Source organism: Paenibacillus sp. Y5S-9 (assembly GCF_036894235.1).
GTDB lineage: Bacteria > Bacillota > Bacilli > Paenibacillales > Paenibacillaceae > Paenibacillus.
Genome location: NZ_CP145887.1, coordinates 4,187,689 through 4,206,527, shown reverse-complemented (window position 1 = coordinate 4,206,527; position 18,839 = coordinate 4,187,689). Strand labels below are relative to the sequence as shown.

20 protein-coding genes are annotated in these 18,839 nt (G+C 42.5%); 15 read left to right on the top strand and 5 right to left on the bottom strand.

Features of this window, described 5'->3' with window-relative positions:
- Nucleotides 1-22: 22 nt before the first annotated feature.
- A complete protein-coding gene (locus V6669_RS18440; RefSeq protein WP_338587449.1) occupies nucleotides 23-1,999 on the top strand; it encodes a beta-L-arabinofuranosidase domain-containing protein in 1,977 nt (658 codons plus the stop codon).
- A gap of 25 nt (nucleotides 2,000-2,024) precedes the next feature.
- On the top strand, nucleotides 2,025-2,258 hold the full coding sequence (locus V6669_RS18435; protein WP_338587447.1) for a hypothetical protein: 234 nt from the start codon (nucleotides 2,025-2,027) through the stop codon (nucleotides 2,256-2,258).
- 91 nt (nucleotides 2,259-2,349) lie between these two features.
- On the opposite strand, the gene V6669_RS18430 is transcribed toward V6669_RS18435, so the two are convergent.
- Nucleotides 2,350-3,396, bottom strand: coding sequence for an aromatic ring-hydroxylating dioxygenase subunit alpha (locus tag V6669_RS18430; RefSeq protein ID WP_047843487.1), 1,047 nt, complete (start codon nucleotides 3,394-3,396; stop codon nucleotides 2,350-2,352).
- 407 nt (nucleotides 3,397-3,803) lie between these two features.
- Between V6669_RS18430 and V6669_RS18425 the strand changes: the two genes are divergently transcribed.
- On the top strand, nucleotides 3,804-4,250 hold the full coding sequence (locus V6669_RS18425; RefSeq protein WP_338587445.1) for a carboxymuconolactone decarboxylase family protein: 447 nt from the start codon (nucleotides 3,804-3,806) through the stop codon (nucleotides 4,248-4,250).
- A 34-nt stretch (nucleotides 4,251-4,284) separates the two neighbouring features.
- The gene (locus V6669_RS18420; protein WP_338587443.1) at nucleotides 4,285-5,220 is read left to right on the top strand and encodes a sigma-70 family RNA polymerase sigma factor; all 936 of its coding nucleotides are present in this window, start codon (nucleotides 4,285-4,287) and stop codon (nucleotides 5,218-5,220) included.
- A gap of 99 nt (nucleotides 5,221-5,319) precedes the next feature.
- Here V6669_RS18420 and V6669_RS18415 read toward each other — a convergent pair whose 3' ends face one another.
- Together V6669_RS18415 and V6669_RS18410 are read right to left on the bottom strand one after the other, a co-directional pair.
- Nucleotides 5,320-6,276, bottom strand: coding sequence for a hypothetical protein (locus tag V6669_RS18415; protein ID WP_338587441.1), 957 nt, complete (start codon nucleotides 6,274-6,276; stop codon nucleotides 5,320-5,322).
- 239 nt (nucleotides 6,277-6,515) lie between these two features.
- Nucleotides 6,516-7,097 carry a spore coat protein gene (locus tag V6669_RS18410; protein WP_260986591.1) on the bottom strand — a complete coding sequence of 194 codons (582 nt, stop codon included), beginning with the start codon at nucleotides 7,095-7,097 and terminating at the stop codon, nucleotides 6,516-6,518.
- Between the two features lie 550 nt (nucleotides 7,098-7,647).
- Here V6669_RS18410 and V6669_RS18405 point away from each other — a divergent pair.
- Both V6669_RS18405 and V6669_RS18400 read left to right on the top strand, forming a co-directional pair.
- Entirely contained in the window at nucleotides 7,648-8,052 is a 405-nt protein-coding gene (locus tag V6669_RS18405; RefSeq protein ID WP_338587440.1) for a hypothetical protein, read from the top strand.
- A 29-nt stretch (nucleotides 8,053-8,081) separates the two neighbouring features.
- Entirely contained in the window at nucleotides 8,082-8,810 is a 729-nt protein-coding gene (locus tag V6669_RS18400; RefSeq protein WP_338587439.1) for a DUF1361 domain-containing protein, read from the top strand.
- A gap of 141 nt (nucleotides 8,811-8,951) precedes the next feature.
- Here the strand turns inward: V6669_RS18400 and V6669_RS18395 are convergent, their stop codons facing one another.
- The gene (locus tag V6669_RS18395) at nucleotides 8,952-9,890 is read right to left on the bottom strand and encodes an alpha/beta hydrolase (protein ID WP_338587437.1); all 939 of its coding nucleotides are present in this window, start codon (nucleotides 9,888-9,890) and stop codon (nucleotides 8,952-8,954) included.
- 184 nt (nucleotides 9,891-10,074) lie between these two features.
- On the opposite strand from V6669_RS18395, the gene V6669_RS18390 reads away from it, so the two are divergent.
- Both V6669_RS18390 and V6669_RS18385 read left to right on the top strand, forming a co-directional pair.
- Nucleotides 10,075-10,668 (top strand): TetR/AcrR family transcriptional regulator, encoded by a 594-nt coding sequence (locus V6669_RS18390; protein WP_338587435.1) that lies wholly within the window; start codon nucleotides 10,075-10,077, stop codon nucleotides 10,666-10,668.
- A 143-nt stretch (nucleotides 10,669-10,811) separates the two neighbouring features.
- Nucleotides 10,812-11,834 carry a serine hydrolase gene (locus V6669_RS18385; protein ID WP_338587433.1) on the top strand — a complete coding sequence of 341 codons (1,023 nt, stop codon included), beginning with the start codon at nucleotides 10,812-10,814 and terminating at the stop codon, nucleotides 11,832-11,834.
- An 86-nt stretch (nucleotides 11,835-11,920) separates the two neighbouring features.
- On the opposite strand, the gene V6669_RS18380 is transcribed toward V6669_RS18385, so the two are convergent.
- Nucleotides 11,921-12,901 (bottom strand): serine hydrolase, encoded by a 981-nt coding sequence (locus tag V6669_RS18380; protein ID WP_338587432.1) that lies wholly within the window; start codon nucleotides 12,899-12,901, stop codon nucleotides 11,921-11,923.
- Nucleotides 12,902-13,154: 253 nt separating this feature from the next.
- Between V6669_RS18380 and V6669_RS18375 the strand changes: the two genes are divergently transcribed.
- The 7 genes from V6669_RS18375 (at nucleotide 13,155) to V6669_RS18345 (ending at nucleotide 18,785) form a co-directional block, all read left to right on the top strand.
- Nucleotides 13,155-13,424 carry a DUF6809 family protein gene (locus tag V6669_RS18375; RefSeq protein ID WP_338587430.1) on the top strand — a complete coding sequence of 90 codons (270 nt, stop codon included), beginning with the start codon at nucleotides 13,155-13,157 and terminating at the stop codon, nucleotides 13,422-13,424.
- A 293-nt stretch (nucleotides 13,425-13,717) separates the two neighbouring features.
- Nucleotides 13,718-14,488 carry an SPFH domain-containing protein gene (locus V6669_RS18370; RefSeq protein WP_338587429.1) on the top strand — a complete coding sequence of 257 codons (771 nt, stop codon included), beginning with the start codon at nucleotides 13,718-13,720 and terminating at the stop codon, nucleotides 14,486-14,488.
- Nucleotides 14,489-14,495: 7 nt separating this feature from the next.
- Entirely contained in the window at nucleotides 14,496-15,032 is a 537-nt protein-coding gene (locus V6669_RS18365; RefSeq protein ID WP_338587427.1) for a zinc ribbon domain-containing protein, read from the top strand.
- Entirely contained in the window at nucleotides 15,032-15,775 is a 744-nt protein-coding gene (locus V6669_RS18360; protein ID WP_338587426.1) for a hypothetical protein, read from the top strand. Before V6669_RS18365 ends, V6669_RS18360 begins: the two co-directional genes overlap by 1 nt.
- Before the next feature lie 18 nt (nucleotides 15,776-15,793).
- Nucleotides 15,794-16,174 (top strand): hypothetical protein, encoded by a 381-nt coding sequence (locus V6669_RS18355; protein WP_338587425.1) that lies wholly within the window; start codon nucleotides 15,794-15,796, stop codon nucleotides 16,172-16,174.
- A gap of 477 nt (nucleotides 16,175-16,651) precedes the next feature.
- A complete protein-coding gene (locus tag V6669_RS18350) occupies nucleotides 16,652-17,143 on the top strand; it encodes a hypothetical protein (RefSeq protein WP_338587423.1) in 492 nt (163 codons plus the stop codon).
- A gap of 289 nt (nucleotides 17,144-17,432) precedes the next feature.
- Nucleotides 17,433-18,785 carry a glucoamylase family protein gene (locus V6669_RS18345; RefSeq protein ID WP_338587422.1) on the top strand — a complete coding sequence of 451 codons (1,353 nt, stop codon included), beginning with the start codon at nucleotides 17,433-17,435 and terminating at the stop codon, nucleotides 18,783-18,785.
- The last annotated feature ends 54 nt before the right edge of the window (nucleotides 18,786-18,839 follow it).

Sequence of the window (18,839 nt, the reverse complement as noted above, 5' to 3'; positions counted from 1 at the left end):
ACACGATGAGAGGAGATATACGATGTCACTACAATTAAAATCATTAAATATTACAGATCCATTCTGGTCTAATTATCGTGAACTGGTGCGTACGGAAATGATTCCTTATCAGTGGAATGTATTGAATGATACTGCCAATATAACGATCGAAAAAGAAAGAAATGACGATACCATTCCTTCTGAAAAGAGTCATGCCATCGAAAATTTCAAAATCGCTGCCGGTTTGAAGCAGGGGAATCATTATGGCTGGGTGTTTCAGGATAGTGATGTATACAAATGGCTTGAAGCGGTTGCTTATTCGTTATCGATTCAATACGACCCCGATCTAAAAGAGTTAGCCGATGGCGTGATCGATCTTATTGCTTTGGCACAGGAGGAGGATGGTTATCTAAATACGTATTTCACAATTGAAGAACCCGAGCGCAGATTCAAACAGCTTGCTGAAAGTCATGAATTGTATTGTGCAGGTCACTTTATTGAAGCTGCCGTGGCTTATTATGAATCGACTCAAAGTGAAAAAGCACTAACCATTGCTTGTCGATTGGCGGATTGTATCGATAACCATTTTGGTAAAGGAGAGCACCAAATTCAGGGGTACGATGGTCATGAAGAGATTGAACTTGCATTAACGAAGTTATACAGCTCAACCGGGGAGCAACGTTATCTGAAACTAAGCCGGTATTTTCTATATGAGCGTGGAACGGATCTGACCTTTTTTGCCAGACAAAAAACAGAAGATGCAGGAACCAAACCTGTGGTTGAAGGCATGAGCCACCGCCAGCTCCCATATTATCAGGCACACCAGCCCGTCTTGGAGCAAGAGACCGCCGAAGGGCATGCGGTAAGACTTGTTTACTTGTGTGCAGCGATGGCTGATGCAGCAAGGCTTGCGGAAGATACTCCCATGTTAGAAGCGTGCCGTCGTCTTTGGGCCAATATAGTCAATAAACGCATGTATATTACCGGAGGTATTGGCTCAACAGTAGATGGAGAAGCCTTTACCCAGGATTACGATCTTCCTAACGATACGATGTATTGCGAAACATGTGCTTCGATTGGACTTATCTTTTTTGCCTTTAATATGCTGAAAAATGAAGCACGGGCTGAATATGCCGATGTATTGGAACGAGCCTTGTACAACACCGCGATTGCTGGAATGGCGCTCGATGGCAAGCACTTCTTTTATGTGAATCCGCTAGAGGTAGATCCGGGTAGCAGCCGGAATGATCCTGGCAAAAGTCATGTGAAAGTAACACGACCAGATTGGTTTGGCTGTGCTTGTTGCCCACCTAATCTGGCCCGATTATTAACCTCACTTCATAAATATGTATACACGGCTGGGCCGGAGCAAAATACGATATATACCCACTTGTTCATTACAAGTACCGCAAAACTGGAGATGGATGAACATAAGGTACAGATTGAGCAAACATCGGACTTACCTTGGGAAGGTCATATCTCAATGGTGACTCGGACGGAACAGCCAACAACTTTTAATTTGGCTATCAGAGTGCCATACTGGGCAGAACGGTACACCTTATTGTTGAATGGTCATCCGATTCAGGCGGAAATGAACAACGGATATATTCATATTAATCGTATGTGGGAAAATGATGACACCATTGAATTTGTTCTACCGATGGAGATCAAAGAATATGCAGCCCATCCGCTTGTACGAGCTGATATTGGCAAAGTAGCGATAGGTCGTGGACCTTTGATCTATTGTGTAGAAGAAGCAGACAACGGAAATCATCTTCACTTAGTTCGTTTAAATGTTAAGCAAGATTATGAGTACACCTTCAATCCTGAATTATTAGGTGGAATAGGTTCAATCCATGCAGAAGTTGAAAAAAGAAATATTGAGCCGGAATGGGAAAACGTACTGTATGCGTCTCGGGCACCTGAAACCTATACACCTACACAACTGCGTTTTATTCCTTATTATTGCTGGGCAAATCGACATTCTGGTGAAATGCGTGTATGGCTTACCAAAGCATAATTAAACCTGTAAGGGAGAATGCACAATGAAATCCAAAATGAAAATTGATCCGGAAAAGTTTGCTTATGCTGTGATTTCAGATTATTCGTCGAATCAAGACAATGCAGAAGCTATTGCTAAAGATCATTTGGGTTTATTTCTAAATGCGTATATTGTCGTAGAAAAATTTAATGAATTAGAATCGCAGCTGGTCGAAAAGGCTGAACTGAAAGACTTCAAAGCGTTGTTAGCCAAACTTATGGAAGCAAAACTGTTCTAGCTGGTACCACAATGCGTGTAAACGGAAAAAGAAGATGCCTCATCCGCCTTTAACATGGCAGGGGACATCTTCTTTTTGTTGGTGGTTTAATTTACGATGTGTAATTTCGTCCCAAGCCAAGCTCCGTTAATAATTGACGATAAGCAATGGAAGTACGGTCTGCGGGAATATGGGCCTCGGCATGCAGATCAAGGGGGAGATCCTCCGGTTTCTGTGACTCGACCATCTCGCGGTCTTCTTCAAATACCTGCAAGTTGAACTTGATAGTGTCTTCAATCGGAGCGTCTTTGTCAAAGTTGCGTGTGATTGGACAGAATAAACGTGTATAACGGGCAGAGATCGGCGAAGCACAATTCAGAATATTCAGCTTGTCGTCTCCTGGGAAATGTACCGTAAGAGAAGCCGCAAAAGGTGGGAACACTCGAAACTCGCGCAGCCATTGGAAACCTTCAGGTGCAACAAGATCTTGCCCTTTGCCATAGTTACTTACAGTACTCCAATACTCCGCCAGTAACTCATTACCTTCGCGTTTCACTTTGTATTGGGGGACTTCTGTGTTGTTTCGGTCACCAAACGTTTCGGTATGCACATAGGCAAAATGGGATACATCCAGGAATCCCTCCATTTGTCGTCCAGAGGAACCAGCAATGTCAAAGTTGGGTGGCAAAATATTGATATAATCGGGATCATCCCATCCAGGGAAGGAGGGGATCTGTTCTTCCGTTCCCGCTAAAGTGGTCCAGATCAGGCCATAACGTTCAACTGCCGGGTACACGATAAGTTTGAGCTTAGGCGAGATCTTGGAGCTTGGATGTGCAGGTACGGCGGTACATTTTCCTTCACAATTATAACGGAAACCGTGATAAGGGCAGACAATCTCGCCATTTTCTACCCAGCCTTTGCTTAGTGGAGCCCCGCGGTGAAAGCAAAGATCCTTGGCTACCACAACCTGATCATTACTGCGATAGAGAACCAGCTTCACATCGAGTAATTGAGCAGCCAGGGGTTTGTCTGTTACTTCGGTTGCTTGGGCTACCGGATACCAATATTGGGATAATACATGCCAGTCTTCAGCGGTGAACGTGCAGCCTCTAGGCAATTCAGACGTCACATTACGGTTTGCGTTGGAAGTTATCATAGGAAACACTCCTTGCTGATATGGATAAACGATTCTCTTTTTAATGTCAGAAAAGTTAACTTGATTAGCCGTATGTTACTACTATTTTGGTCAAAGTATCAATATATCCAACCTACTTTTGGTTGAAAACACAAACGCTACAGCAAAAACCGTACATGAATACGGAAAAACGCTTATTTTTCTTACGTTAGATGTTAATTGTAAAAAGAGAACAACCTTTCAGTATGTTTTTCCATTATTGATTATTAACTCCATGGATATTGTCCTGCCATCAGAATCTCAGTGTGAATATTCGTTAGTTGAGCTGCCATCCTTGTAGGCATAAAAAGATTTTCGTAAAGAATGTCACAGATTCCGACTGTCATTTGTCTTCAGTATGTAGACCAAATGACGGAGGAGAATGAGAAATGAATTTAAGAACGAACTACAGAGTAGCGAGTCCAGGCGCATTTAAAGCGATGATGGCGATGGAGCAATATATATCCGGGCAATTTGAAAATAAAGTATTGTATGAGTTGTTAAAAATCCGCGTGTCCCAGATCAATGGCTGCGCCTTTTGTCTCGATATGCATGCCAAAGATCTGATGAAACTGGGAGATTATGCGGATCATATTTTATTGCTGAGTGTATGGCGTGAAGTGCCTTTCTTCACAGATCAGGAACGTGTTATGCTGGAGCTGGCTGAAGTGGTGACCCGAATCTCGGAACACGGTGTACCCCTTGCGTTGTACGATAAGGTTCGTGAACATTTCAGTGAATCCGAACTGGTGGATCTGATCCTGGCCATTAACACGATTAACAACTGGAACCGGATTGCGATTACAACAGGAATGTATCCGGGTTGCTTTAACTAAAAATACATGCACCATGCCAGAGGGGGCCATTCTCATGAATTCCAATCTCCACGCCAATGAGCCAGAAGTGTCTTCTCTGGATGTTGGTGAGTTGTATATTCGTTATAAAAAATATGCATTTTCAATAGGTTACCGCATGCTGGGCAGTGTGGTAGAAGCTGAAGATATTGTGCAGGATTGTTTTGCGGGGATTCAGAGCATGTCTGCTCAGGATATTCGTAATCCGAAGTCCTACATCGCCAGACTGATTGTGAACCGAAGCTTGAACCTGCTAAATTCTGCCCGTAACCAGCGGGAAAGTTATGTTGGTGAGTGGCTGCCAGAGCCGATGGGTGACAGAGAAGTGGGGAATATGCCAGAGGAAACGATGCAGAAGAAAGAGATGATCTCCTACGCCTATCTGGTCATGTTGGAGCGTCTATCGCCCATGGAACGGGCTGTTTTTGTACTTCGTGAAGCATTTCAATATGATTATTCCGAAATAGCGGATTGGCTGGGCAAAACGGAGAGTAACTGCCGTCAAATCTTTAGCCGCGCTAGACGAAATCTGCCCGAAAAACTACCACCGATCGAGCAGAGTGATGCGGATATGATAGCCAAAGGTGAATTGCTGAGCCGTTTTACAGCGGCTTTCCTTCGTTATGATGTCGCTGCCATGCTGGAGTTACTGGCGGATCAGCCTGTATTTACAGCAGATGGCGGTGGTGTTGTGCATACGGTTATGAGAACAATGAACGTTCACAAAGGTGTGCTTGCACTCCTGACCTCACGGCGAGTCCTTACGCGATTGCGTGAAAGAGAATGGGTGCCCATGTGGATCAATGGTGAGCTTCAACTTGCGTTGATGAAAGAAGGGCAATTGTCCGAAGTACTCTGTTTGGAGTTGGACGCTTCTGGAGAGCGGATTGAGGGCGTGTATCTCGTCGTAAATCCGAACAAACTTACATCAATAGACACTTCAATTCTTTGATCCAAACGTAAGGACTTGATATGTTAACTTCAAAGCGGCACCCTCTGTCACGAGGATTGCCGCTTTTTTTGCATTCACATTTTGTTATTCAGCATCCAATTACTCCGGGGCAAATTGTTGTTGAACAGTTTCAATGATTGCTCTGATTTCAGGTGTAAGCTCATCATTGTTCTGATTGAGGACCAGCAAAATCTTTTCCATAGTGTCCAGAATAACACTCTCCGTATTGGGCTCCCGCTTAGCCAAAGCTTTCTCGTAAGCCTTTTTTACCTCAGGGTCTATGGTGCGGATTTCTTCGTCGTTCGTGTACCAATCATATGCAGGCGTGTTGTCACTTCCGTAAAACAGGTAATCCACCGATATCCACTGCTTCACTGCTGATGTACGATTGGAATTCGGGAAGTTGTTCAAAAAGGCTTCTTTCTCCAATATACGCTGAATTAAATCATTCCAGGAGATGATAATGCCACCATCTGAAGTTGTCATCTGATTGGACTCGGTAGCCATAATATCAATGTACGCAGCAATATCAGCCTTAACAAAAGGTTTGAACTTTTGATATATCTCATAATTGATGATGGGATAATACAAGCCTTCACTGGTTTCCAGTTTGAACCCGAGATCAGAAGCTTCCTGTAGAAGTTTCTTCACTGCCGGATCTTTAATTTCTTTGAGCAGACGACTATATGTAAGCTTCTGTTCGTAACCAAGTTGTTCATGGGCTTGAGATATGGCCTGTTGAAACGGTTCCGTATACATTTGGTGATCCATATCAGCCAGCTTCACGTTCTGCATATTTTCTAATTGCAGCGTCATTAATGTTGCCTGCCAAGGACCGACTTTGTCGATATGATTCATCAGGTATTTACGTGCTTTAATCAGACTTTCTGTGGACTTCACTGCTTCTGTTCGATAGGTTTGGAATTGATGATACACCGCTTTGGAAGCGGGAACAGGTGCAGCCAGTGTTGTTGAAGGTGTGATTGTTGCGCCAATGGCAGTACAGCCGAGAGCCATAGCCAGTAAACCAAGTTTAGCAGGTTGCTTCCATCTCATTTGTATACCTCCCCATAATGAAGAAAAAGCCATTTGAATTTTCTTATAACCGCATTTTACCGTGTTTTATATGTATGATCCGTATGTTGAATATGTACGGGTTTGTCTTTGATTAAACCAGTTTCTGGTAAGCGAATCAAGAGTCTTAAGCAGGAAAATAATCAAAAAAAACAGCCCCTTGTACCCCTGGTGGGTTGAAGAGACTGTTCTCTGGGGAATCGGACTCTATATTTTCTAAGTTAATGAAGTGGTTTATTGCTGATAGGCATCTGAGGTGCTCCGGTTGCTGGAATGTATGCCTGAAGCATCTGTTGTGTATCACTTGGAGTGAGTTGAGGTACTTGATAATAGGCGTTTTTATTCTGGAACATGAAAATTTCATAGGCCATCTCGATAAAATGCTGGATCTGTGAAGCGATGACTCGGCGAACCGTTCCATTGGTGATCTCGCTGCAGGACATGCCGAGCAGACTCGCATGTGACTTGATCAGTCCCAGCATATGACCGCTAATCCCGGCATCCTTTACATCAGCCAAGCTCTGGTTTGGCTTTTTCGGTGCTGATGGCTTAAGACCATATACCGGTGGTACGATGTTGGGGATCATGTAGGTTGCTGTCTCTTGATGAGGCTTTTGTCCGGATGCAAAACACTCTGCTGTCAGATTGTATTGGGATAAAATGAAGTTATACTGCCGATCCAGAATGCCAATCAGTTCCTGGCTCTGCACAAATGTACGAAAGATCATATATTGATCTAGCACGTTAATGGTGGAGGACAGAATCTCATGCACATCGAACATCTCATGACCACCATGATTCATGTTAGGACTGATATTTGGATTGGTGTTCAATGTGGGTTGTACTGCATTCTGAGGGTTCATGGAATTTGGATTCATTGTAAATTTGATTCTCCTTTGGTAAATGGTATGATTCTATATAAGTTGAACGAAAGAATATTTACACTTGCCACTCCGATGACAGAACAACCTTCCGATCGCTGTTATCCCCAGATTTTTAATTCGATTTTACAAAGGTGAAAATCCGGTTATAAGGTTATGCTTCCGAAGTAGCTTTCTTGTAGAAAGCTTTTAGCGAACGCTTCGCTTCTGTAGTTTGTTTCTGTCCTCTGCGTTCTCGTGCAAATGTATAGTTCAACTTCTATAGTATGCTTGGAGAGTAGTAAATTTATGTAATGTTAGCAGTATACGCACAAATAGGAACAGGTATGGTGGTGGTTAAGATGGAAGAGGCCGATTGGGGTGTAGCAAAGGATTTGTTCGTTAAACATTATGGGAGCGCTATACAGATGCATCGAGAAGGCTTGTATGCGGACTATAAGCGATGGGACGTACCCCAAGAGTTAGAGGAACAATGGATAGGGAGCGGATTCAACAATTAAGTTCCGAGCTGTCTATCATGAATTGGGATGCGGTGGATGAACTTGCGTTGATTGCCAAACATCGGACAGAACCAAGTATAATTACGGCAATTACAGCATTTGCATCGAGACAATTGAAGAGTGCGGACAGTATGGTTCGACTCGTGTATGCTGAACGTCTGATTGAGCTGATTAAACGCTATGAGTCCTCTCTGCCAATGGACAAGTTACGGGAAACATATCAATTGACGATGGACTTGCTGGTTGATGTGGCGACGAAACCGTTGGTGCTTGATCCAGGTCATGAATTACAGCAGTATGGATTAAAGGATAAACGTGGATTGAATTTGCGCGTGGAAAAGAATAAGGAAGAAATCATCCGATATTTTCAAGATTAATTGAATTTTATCAAGTGAGGTCAGAATCATTGAGAAAACTGAATTATATTCGCATATTTATTTTCCTTAGTGTGGTCACAATAGTAACGCTTGGGTTGTACTATGTAGCCGCAGATTGGCTGGATCAGCGTTATTTCCGCTTCCTGATCTGGAATCTGTTCTTGGGCTGGATTCCTTTTGTGTTCTCTTATGCAGCCTATCTTCTAAGTGATGTGAAATGGAAAGGTGCCGCATGGCTTGCAGTCGCAAGTGGGCTGCTGTGGTTGTTATTTTTCCCGAACTCTTCTTATATTGTTACGGATTTGGTTCATCTGACAGCAAGAAGTTCCCGGTATTATGGTGGTAATGGGGTCGACTACACGTATTGGTACGACTTGAGTGTTGTATTGATGTTTGTCTGGACTGGACTCCTGCTTGGATTCCTGTCGATGTATCAGCTTCAGGAAGTGATCTATCACCGAATTGGCTGCTGGGCATCCTGGATCTTTGTACTGGCTGGCTGTGCTTTGGGGAGTTATGGGGTATTGCTTGGACGTGTATATCGACTGAATAGTTGGGATGCACTGACGAATCGCGAGACGCTGATTGAGCTGATGCACGAAAGTGTTAGTCGCCCGTCTCTGGCGTTTTGCCTGTTTTTTGGCACGTTTATTACTACAATCTACGCCACTTTGTATTATCTGATCAATACGAGGGCTCCCCGTGAAATGAAGAAGAGCGCAGGAAGTCCCGAGTCGGACCTGCAAGCGTTACGCTAACTCATGTTTTCTTAAGGCCGAACTCATTAGATCTAATCTTAATGTATATTGCTTAAAGGGCTGTTCCAAGTCATACCCATGGCTATTGGAACAGCCCTTTAACATTGGATCGAGCGCAGGAGCTTCTGAAGAAAAATATCTCTACTTATCAGAGATTAACTCAAGGATTGTTTTTACAACCAGTTCAGGTTCATCGTGAATAATCATATGACCACTGCGGGTGGCCACAATGAGCTGACTATCCTTCGATATATTCAACATGTTACGCTGTCCCGATTGCCATATGGATTCGAGCTTCTGCCCAATTTCAACCTGAATCCCTGCACTAGCATAGTCTTGAGGACGTCCGCGTGCAATGATACGTACAGGGATGGAGTCAAGACGTTGGCCACGAATGGCATCTTCTGTTGAATGAGCGTGGAGGGCTTCTTCTTCTTTGGCGTGAAAATAGGAGGGGGTAGCAATCACATTAACAAAAGTATCCCGATCTTGCTTGGCAACCAGACCATCAAGCATAAAGTCTGGAAATAATCTGAAAGTGCCAGATACCTTCAGTAAAGATAATAAGGAGGCAGGCGGGTTTCCCTGAAACTGAGCCTGTTCCAACAAAGCCTTTGTATTCCGTTCATCATCCTCAGGTCTCGCATCAATGAGCACAAGGCTCTGAACCTCACTTGTATACGTCTGTGCGAAGAGTCTGGCATACATACCCCCAAGGGAATGACCTACCATAATGTAAGGGCCGCGGATATTCTCCTTCTCCAGAGCTGCATGTAAATCTTTGACGATATTTGCACCTGTACGTTCTGTAGGTGCAGATTCACTCCAGGCATATCCAGCGCGATCATACGTGACCACCGTTGCATGTTGGGCTAGTTCCGCAGGAATGTCCCTCCACGACAAACTGGTCTCACCACTTCCAGCCTCCATAAGTATGGTCGGTGAACCATTGCCTTGTTTATGAATGTGTAGTTGGTAACCGTCGACTTGAACTAACGTACCCGGAGGTGGAAAGTCCTTTTTGGCCTGAGCCGAAGCAAACCACTCGTAAAGAAATGCTGCAACGAACAGGAGTAGCATTGTGCAGAATAGCCTTACTATGAAGGTGAGAACGCTGAATTTCTTACGTTTTGAGGCGGGGATAGTTGTATGCATGATCTTATGAATTCCTCTCCTACAGCTGTTTTTTTATTTAGTACAATGTATTAAAAAGTATTATAGCACAGTGTATTACTAAAAGAGAAGTTTGGTGTATAATGTTGTCATGCCAAAAATCGTAGATCATGAAGCTCAAAGGAAAATCGTTGCTGATGCAGCAATCCGGGTCATACAAGAGCACGGACTGGAGCATGCTACAGTTCGGAATATAGCAAAGGAAGCGGGACTATCTGTAGGTTCCATGCGTCATTATTTTGCCACACAGGCCGAATTGTTCACCTTTTGCATGAATCTTTTTGCAGAACGGGTACAGAAAAGGGTGGAGGCATTACAGATGAATGGATCTGTACTGCTGGATATGAAGAATCTGCTCTTGCAATTTCTCCCGTTGGACGAAGACAGAATCATGGAAATGGAGGTCTGGTTTTCGTTTACAGCCAAATTATTGGTGTACCCCGAATTAAAAAAGTTAAGTGATCAGATGCATCAAGGGATGTATCGGTCTGTTCAGTGGGTAATACAGGAGTTGCAGAAGCAAGGTATGACACATCCTGATCTGGATGCCGAGATGGAGATCGAGAAGTTATATGCTCTTGTGGATGGACTCGCCATTCATATGTTAATGCAGCCAGATAGACTTACAGCAAAACGAGTGGAACAAGTGATTGAACAGCATTTGAGCATACTTTGTCCAACTTAATCTTACGTTGTATGAAGAAGGGTTATTTCCTTTTATGAGGGAGTAACCCTTCTTTTTACGAAAATGTGGCAGGTATGCAGGATATGACGAAGAATTAAAAATGAGAGTATTAAGAATACTTAGACAAGTAGGTGAACAACAAAATGTTGAATGTACTAGAGCTGACAACAAAAGTAGAAGAAGTCATGGAGCGTGTGAATTTTTCGGGTGTTGTATTACTCCAGCAAGCCGGGAAAACCCTTTTGAATATGAAACGTGGTTATGCGAATCGCAGTGAAGAGCTTGCCAATCAGGTGGATACACGCTTCGGAATTGCATCAGGATGTAAAATCTTCACGGCAGTGAGTATATGCCAACTCATAGAAGCGGGCAAGTTATCTGCTGATTCCAAGCTGAACGATGTGTTGGATGTGGATTTTCCACTATGGGACGAAGAAATCACCATCCATCAGTTGTTAACACACACGTCAGGTATCCCAGATTATTTTGATGAAGAAGTGATGGAAGACTTTTCAGAATTGTGGAAAGACAGACCGGTTTACGCAATGAGGCGATTAAGTGACTTTCTGCCCATGTTTCAGTATCTGCCGATGAAGTCTGCTCCGGGTGAACGTTTTCACTACAACAATGCGGGTTTCATTGTGCTGGGGCTTATCGTGGAACAACATTCAGGACAGTCGTTTACAGATTATGTGGAAGAGCACATTTTCAAACGGTGTGGCATGAAGGACTCCGGTTATTTCGTAACAGATCAGCTTCCGCGCAACACAGCTTTAGGCTATATCGATCATGAAGACGGCTCTTGGAACACCAATATGTTCTCCATTCCTGTCAAAGGTGGATCAGATGGCGGGGCCTATGTTACGGCACCTGATATGATTCGATTCTGGGATGCTTTGCTGGGTCACCAATTGTTGAAAGAAGAGACGACACAGCAGTTATTAACTCCACATGCTCATCAAGAGAATGAAGAGTACTATGGGCAGGGTATCTGGATTGACTGCAAAGAGGAAGACATTTTCAAATTTCATGTCATGGGGTTTGATCCAGGGGTGTCGTTCATGTCTTCCGTTTATCCGGACTATGATCTGCAACTGGTTGTAGTCTCTAATCAGGAGTCTGGTCCGTATCCATTAACGATTGCCATCGAAGAAGCTTTGGCATGACGAATAAACCCCAGCCTATAGGCTGGTTAATGCCTACATAAGGTTGGGGGTTCATTGGTCGAACAGGATAGCAGGACTGCCCGTGTTTATAACATTTTCCATAGCTCAGGGGCGATTAATCGCGGGAAAACATCCAGCGGAGGTTTCTCTTTCTTTCGTTTGTCATTGGTTAACACCGTAACAAGTTCCAGCTCTGGGACAATGTATACATACTGCCCACCAAACCCTCTTGCGTAGTAATAATGGAGATTGGGTTGGTCGTCTTCAGAAGCAATATCTTCGGCGGCAGATCTTTCATTCGGATAGACATCCACCCACCAATGCCAGGCATAACTGCCGTGATTCGGTGGAGTGACTGTAATGAAAGGCTGCGTCGAACGGGATACGAGATCACTTGAAATGAGAGACTTACCCTCCCACATACCTTGCTGTAGAAACAGCTGACCGAATTTCAGCAGATCTACGGGTAACATCTTAAGACCGAATCCGCCAGTATGTACACCTTGAGGGTCACTTTCCCATTCATAATCCTTAATTCCCAGCGGAGCAAAAAGATAATGTTCTGCGAACTCGGCTACGTTCATTCCTGCATTTTGCATCAGGATGGCGGATAGAATCTGTGATACTCCTGAATTGTATTCCATGTATGTACCCGGTTCATGACTTAAGCGCTGTTCCAACGCAAAATCCACCCAATGATCGGTGCGGGTCATGCGAGGAAATGAATTCTGCCCCCCGAACTCATCCCAGTTGAATCCGGCTGTCATGGTAAGCAGTTGTTCCAGTGTGATCGCTGGTTTACGAGGGTCAGGATCGGATGTCAACTGTGGGAAAAAGGTGGAGATTGGGGTTGATGCCTCTGGCAACAAACCTTTATCCATCGCTATACAGATGAGTGCGGATAGCACACTCTTGGTACATGAATTGATTTTTGCAATATCTGTCGCAGCCACTTGGTTGCGGTAGTGTTCGTACATAATCTCACCGCCTACGCTGACGAGGCAGCTTCGCAGATCCAGCGGTGGAATGATCTGTTCTAATTTGGATGACAGTGATGAAGGATTCATAGTGTCCTTTCTGTGCGGTTGATTTGTTATACGATGTTGTGGAAATAGGTGTCCATATCGTAGCATACTCCCGAGGTAGGGCTCAACAAGCGCTACATTATTATGTTACAGCAAGCATGTAAAATACGATTTTCGATGTAAGCGATAAGAAACCCATGCGAATATCGCATAAATCCCCAGCATTGTCTGTCAATCTTATATAATTGTCAGGAGAAGAGTACCAGACATGTATAAGAGAAAGGGGGGCTGTGATGTGGGAAGTATATTAGAACAATTATATTACGGTAACCTGAGACCAGAGGAGAACATTGTTCCTAAAGACGCAGAGTATCGATCGATTAATAAGGAGATTACCGCTTATATCGATAAATTCCAGAAAAGGCTTTCGGAGGAAGACTTTAAACAACTCGAGGTATTGTTTGATAAGATGGATCAAGTTCACTCTATACATTCAAAAGAGGCTTTTGCGAGTGGTTTCAAAATTGGGACGTTGATTATGATCGAGAGTGGATACTCAAGCTAATATTTTGATTTTTCACAACCTGTGGTTTTATAGTTAACCTCTTTCCTATTAACATGTGGAAGAGGTTTTTACTATTATGAATATGCGAATATAGGAAAATTTTCGTATGAAAAATGAACTATGTTAGTGCGTAATAAGGTTAGAAATGGTAAAATATCTATGCCTAAACATGAAAACAAGTTAATGAAAGATCATTATAGCTTTTTAATATAGGAAATAGTGTAGAATCAGTGTTTTAGCAAGAGTGCTTCTATCAAATTATAGTAATCTAATATTGAATTGAGGAATTGAACATGGCGATTATTGACGTAATTAAGTATGATGGCTCACCTGATGTGTTTGCTTGGAAACATCCCGAGACTGAGTTGGGAACATGGACCCAGTTGATTGTGAATCAATCTCAACAAGCAATTCTTTTTAAGGATGGAAGAGCGCTTGACATGTTTGGACCAGGAAGGCATACGCTGAGTACTGCGAATATCCCAATCTTGAACCGACTCGTTAACCTTCCGTTTGGAGGAAAGTCACCTTTTGCAGCAGAAGTCTGGTATGTCAATCAGGTTAGCGCATTAGACGTTAAATGGGGAACAGCGAATCCGATTCAGATCCAGGATCCCAAGTATAATATTATTGTTCCCGTAAGAACATTTGGACAAATGGGAATTAAAATTACGGATTCACGAAAATTTTTGGTCAAGCTTGTGGGAACACTGCCAGAGTTTAACCAAGTTAATATGATTAATTACTTCCGCGGGTTGATTATCATGAATATTAACTCCATGTTGTCATCATATCTAATACATAGAAAAGTAAGTGTTTTGGAGATCAATGCCTATATCGCCGAGATATCACGTCATTTTGCAGATACGGTAGCTTCTACTTTTGAAGAATTTGGTATTGAGTTAATCAACCTGTATATTCACAATGTCAATCTGCCCGAAGAAGACCCTTCCGTCATTCGATTAAGAGAAGCGTTGGCACGCAAAGCTGAGATGGATATCATTGGGTACACATACCAGCAAGAACGTTCGTTTGACACGCTTGAAGGTGCAGCCAAAAATTGAAGGAAGCATGCAGTCAGACATCATGGGCGCAGGGCTTGGTATGGGCATGGGGGTTGGTCTTGGTGGTTCTTTCAGTAGTGAGATGTCCCAGATGTCTAAAGTGATGTCTACTAAGGAAACGCCTGCGGTACACATATGTAAGCATTGTCATCATCCGAACCAGGAGAACAGCTCATTTTGCAGCAAATGTGGCAATTCATTAGCTGAACAATCCGCAGCCGCAGCAACAATAGACTGTAACAATTGTGGACATGGCTTGCCAAAGGGAACCAAATTCTGTCCTAATTGTGGTGACAAATACCATGCATGTCCATCATGTGGAGCGGATAATGCGGAGAGCGCATTGGAGTGTATTCAATGTCATCAACCGATGCCTAGCCCATGCCCAAATTGTAACCATATGAATTCCGGTCATACAAAATTCTGTGGCAACTGTGGCACAAGTTTAAGCTTGAAATGTAGTCGGTGCCAACATGAAGTAAAACCCGGCCAGAAGTTCTGTCTCGATTGTGGAAACAATCTGCAAGAAGGAGGACAGGCATAGTGATGGTAAAACGGAGCAATCTCTTGATTTTGGATGTCGTCTATTTAATATGCATGTTAGTATCCTCAATCGTTTCTTTTACGGTGTTTAATCATGCGCTTTTATCGTTTTCTTTTTGGATGAATCTCGTTGCTTCTTATGTAGCGATTACGGCAATTTGGATCTACGCACGGTTCATCATGCAAAATATGGATCGGTTTAAAAGGCTTGTTCCAGGTTACACAGCGTTAGGTGTAGTATTGGTTATTTATCTGATTTGTGTGATGATCTACACGTTGTTAACAGGTTCAGCAGATCATGGGCTTCGTTGGTTCGTATTGTTACACACGGTAACGATTGCGATCGCAATTATTTTGTGCGGAATCATTATGATCTATATTCAGAGTGTACGCCGTCATGAAGCAGATGAACATACAAAAATCGCAAACTTACAATTAATGGAAAAAGCTTTACAACAATTGCTTCATACCATGGTGCAACAACCCGTCCTAACTGTGGAAGAGGAGCGAAAAACCGTTCAATCATTAATTGAACTTGTAAAGTATAGTGACCCAATCACTCCGGATTCCCTTGAGAAAAATGACCGCCAGATCTTGTTGGACATTGAATTGATGAACAGTGAACTTGCAAATCAGTACGAATCAGGGGAATTGGTAAATAGTGAACGTTTTGCTTCGCAACTATCCCAGTTAAGGTTCCGTTTGAAAGAGCGCAATCAACAGATCATGACAAGAAAATCATAAATTGCAGGAGGAGAAACTTTGAAAAAGAAAATTGGGATTATATTTATTATAATTTCATGTATAACAATTATGTTCTCTTTATTTGAACTATCTGAGGGAACTGATGTGGCAATTATTAATGCATTTGTACTTTTTGTTAGTGGAATTGTTTTGCTTGTAATAGGAATTAAAATGTGTGGTCCACCTAAATTTCAACTTAAAGCCGATCAACATTATGATGACGATTCTAGTAGTAATGTGCAATATGACGGAGGTAACTATCACGAGGAGTATGAAGAATTAGAGGAATCTCAAGAACCTTTATCCTTAATATGTTCAGGGTGTGGAGCTAGAGTAAAGGTATATCCTACTTCGTCTGCGGATTGTGAATATTGCGGAACAACGATGAGAATCTCGTAAACCGTAGCGGACTAAATGACTTCTTTTACGGATACTTGTAATATACACTGCTAGGTAGAGTGTGATGTTTTAAGGAGGAAAAGCGGTGAAGAAATTTTTTGGCATTTTATTCATTATCCTTTCGTCCGTGACGATCCTGTTATCTTTAATATTAATATCCGAAGGAACAGAAACGGCCATTATAAGTACAATAATTCTTTTTATCCCTGGAGTTATCGTTCTCGTTACGGGCATTAAAATGTGTGGTCGACCTAAATCTCATTCTAGGACTGATCAATATCATCACTACGATTCTATTAATAAGCAAAATTACGAAGATCAGCATCATGAGAGATATGACGAGACACCTCAAGAATCTGTAGCCGTGAATTGTTCAGGGTGTGGAGCCAAGGTAAAGGTATATCCTACTTTGTCTGCGGATTGTGAGTATTGCGGAACAACGATGAGGATCTCGTAAACTGCATAGGAGGAATCGTGTTGTTAAGGAAGTTATTTGGACTCTTTTTCATGTTTTATGCCATTGCTATACCCATACGATTACTTATGGAAGAGAATATCGTAGATCAATTGAATATAGTTCTTGTAGTTGAAATTATTATCGTTGAATTTTTATTTTTGTTTTTTGGTATTAAATTGCTTAGGAAAAAACGTGTTAAGAAAAAGCATGTCCCTGAACGAAAGTTTTATGGGGGAGATTATGGCGGTCATCTTGATCGCGAGAATGCGAATCCGCATACTTATTCAAGCTACAATAGCAACACCGTGAGTTACAGCAGTCATAATACCATTAACTATACAGAGATTAATTTTTCAGACAAGCAAGACGCTGAAGAGAAGGTCGAAGAAAAAGTAGAAGAGCCACAAAGGCCTATTTCAGTGAGTTGCCCGGGATGTGGGGCGAAGGCAAAAGTGCTTCCCAAGCAATCAACGGACTGCGAGTATTGTGGAACAACAGTTGTAGCAACTTAGAACGGTTTAGAATGGATACGAAAGGGATTAAGCCTGATTCCTATGGAGTCAGGCTTTTTATCTATTCAAATTAGAATCTAAAAGCCCCTCAAACGATTAAATATGTCATATAATTCCACGTGAGTTGCCTTAATGTGGTCCCTATAATGAAACGTTTCGAATTTATATTTATAAATGACCTTTATTATATTCCGTATTTGTAAGCGTTCTATTTTCCTGTTTACGGAAATGGGAAATTTATGATAACATATACACGAAACGTTTCGAATCCATTTGAAGGGAGAAAATCATGAAAAAAGTAAAACAATTCAGCTTCATCTTAACTTTTTGTCTGTTAGCTAATCTAGCTTTAACTCCTATGGCTTCAGCAGGTGACTCAAGCAATTTAATTGGATTTCGAGCAGAATTGAGAGCGATTGCATATAAAACCTATACGTTTTTTGAGGACTATACGGATCAGAACACTGGTTTGACTTACGATGAAGTACGACTCACTGAAAACGGGACAGAAGAAGCTAAACGTACCTCGCCCACAAACATCGCAATGTATATGATGAGTACCGTTTCAGCGCAACAATTGGGCATTATTTCAAAGAAAGAAGCTGTACATCGCCTGCAAACAACTATAAATTCCCTCGAAAAGTTAGAAAAGTGGAACGGTCTATTTTATAACTGGTATAACACAGATGACGGATCAGTGAAGAAAGATTGGGGACAATTTATTTCCCAAGTCGATAATGGCTGGTTATCCGCTGGTTTAATTGTCGTTGGGCAAGCCTATGAAGAACTTCATGGGGAAACAAGCAAGTTGGTTGAAAATATGAATTATACTCCGCTATATGATCCTGAAGTCGGCCAATTCCGCGGAGGGTATGATGTGGCTAAAGGCGCGCTGACGGACCACCATTATGGGATGTTTTATACGGAACCACGTGTAGGCAGCTATATTGCTATTGGGAAAGGTGACGTTCCTCAAGATCATTGGTGGAAGATGTATCGCACATTACCTCAAGAATGGGATTGGCAAGCTCAGATTCCTCAAGGCAAATCCGTTAAGTACGATGGAGTGGATGTGTTTGAAGGAAGTTATGTATACAAGGACAAAAAGTTCGTGCCAAGCTGGGGAGGCAGTATGTTTGAAGCTCTTATGCCCGGTATGGTCATAAAGGAAAAAGGGCTGGGTACTCAAGCTTTGGGATTGAACAACCAGCGTCATGTCGAATTGCAAATCGAATATGCCAAAGAAAAAGGGTATGCCGCATGGGGCTTTTCACCTTCTGCAACTCCGACAGGTTACAGTGAGTTTGCAGCAACGCCGTTAGGTACCTCGGGTTACAAAGATGGAGCAACGGTAACAGCACATGCATCATTCCTGGCCCTGGATTATGCCCCTGAAGCTGTTCGAAAGAACATTAAAGCTTTAAAGAACTTCAAAATGTTTGGCAAATATGGGTTCTATGACTCAGTCAATGTTGAAACGGGAGAACTTACAAAAGCTTATCTGGCACTGGATCAAGGAATGATTATGGTATCGATCGCTAACTATCTTCAAGATGGCGTTATCCGCGATTATTTTCACAGTGATGTGATAGGGCAGACACCAGAAGAATTATTGAAAAAAGAAGTTTTTTCCATTCAATAAAGGGTTGCTTTAGATTAGAGCAAGTTCACTAACGAATGGGACCAAGATAAAAAG

What these genes read in the sequence shown, in the direction of transcription:
- V6669_RS18415 (WP_338587441.1), bottom strand. Translation starts at nt 6,276, where the DNA reads ATGAGATGGAAGCAACCTGCTAAACTTGGTTTACTGGCTATGGCTCTC.
- V6669_RS18410 (WP_260986591.1), bottom strand. Translation starts at nt 7,097, where the DNA reads ATGAATCATGGTGGTCATGAGATGTTCGATGTGCATGAGATTCTGTCC.
- V6669_RS18425 (WP_338587445.1), top strand. Translation starts at nt 3,804, where the DNA reads ATGAATTTAAGAACGAACTACAGAGTAGCGAGTCCAGGCGCATTTAAA.
- V6669_RS18405 (WP_338587440.1), top strand. Translation starts at nt 7,648, where the DNA reads ATGGATAGGGAGCGGATTCAACAATTAAGTTCCGAGCTGTCTATCATG.
- V6669_RS18435 (WP_338587447.1), top strand. Translation starts at nt 2,025, where the DNA reads ATGAAATCCAAAATGAAAATTGATCCGGAAAAGTTTGCTTATGCTGTG.
- V6669_RS18395 (WP_338587437.1), bottom strand. Translation starts at nt 9,890, where the DNA reads ATGCTACTCCTGTTCGTTGCAGCATTTCTTTACGAGTGGTTTGCTTCG.
- V6669_RS18430 (WP_047843487.1), bottom strand. Translation starts at nt 3,396, where the DNA reads ATGATAACTTCCAACGCAAACCGTAATGTGACGTCTGAATTGCCTAGA.
- V6669_RS18370 (WP_338587429.1), top strand. Translation starts at nt 13,718, where the DNA reads ATGGCGATTATTGACGTAATTAAGTATGATGGCTCACCTGATGTGTTT.
- V6669_RS18380 (WP_338587432.1), bottom strand. Translation starts at nt 12,901, where the DNA reads ATGAATCCTTCATCACTGTCATCCAAATTAGAACAGATCATTCCACCG.
- V6669_RS18390 (WP_338587435.1), top strand. Translation starts at nt 10,075, where the DNA reads ATGCCAAAAATCGTAGATCATGAAGCTCAAAGGAAAATCGTTGCTGAT.
- V6669_RS18420 (WP_338587443.1), top strand. Translation starts at nt 4,285, where the DNA reads ATGAATTCCAATCTCCACGCCAATGAGCCAGAAGTGTCTTCTCTGGAT.
- V6669_RS18345 (WP_338587422.1), top strand. Translation starts at nt 17,433, where the DNA reads ATGAAAAAAGTAAAACAATTCAGCTTCATCTTAACTTTTTGTCTGTTA.
- V6669_RS18440 (WP_338587449.1), top strand. Translation starts at nt 23, where the DNA reads ATGTCACTACAATTAAAATCATTAAATATTACAGATCCATTCTGGTCT.
- V6669_RS18365 (WP_338587427.1), top strand. Translation starts at nt 14,496, where the DNA reads ATGCAGTCAGACATCATGGGCGCAGGGCTTGGTATGGGCATGGGGGTT.
- V6669_RS18385 (WP_338587433.1), top strand. Translation starts at nt 10,812, where the DNA reads ATGTTGAATGTACTAGAGCTGACAACAAAAGTAGAAGAAGTCATGGAG.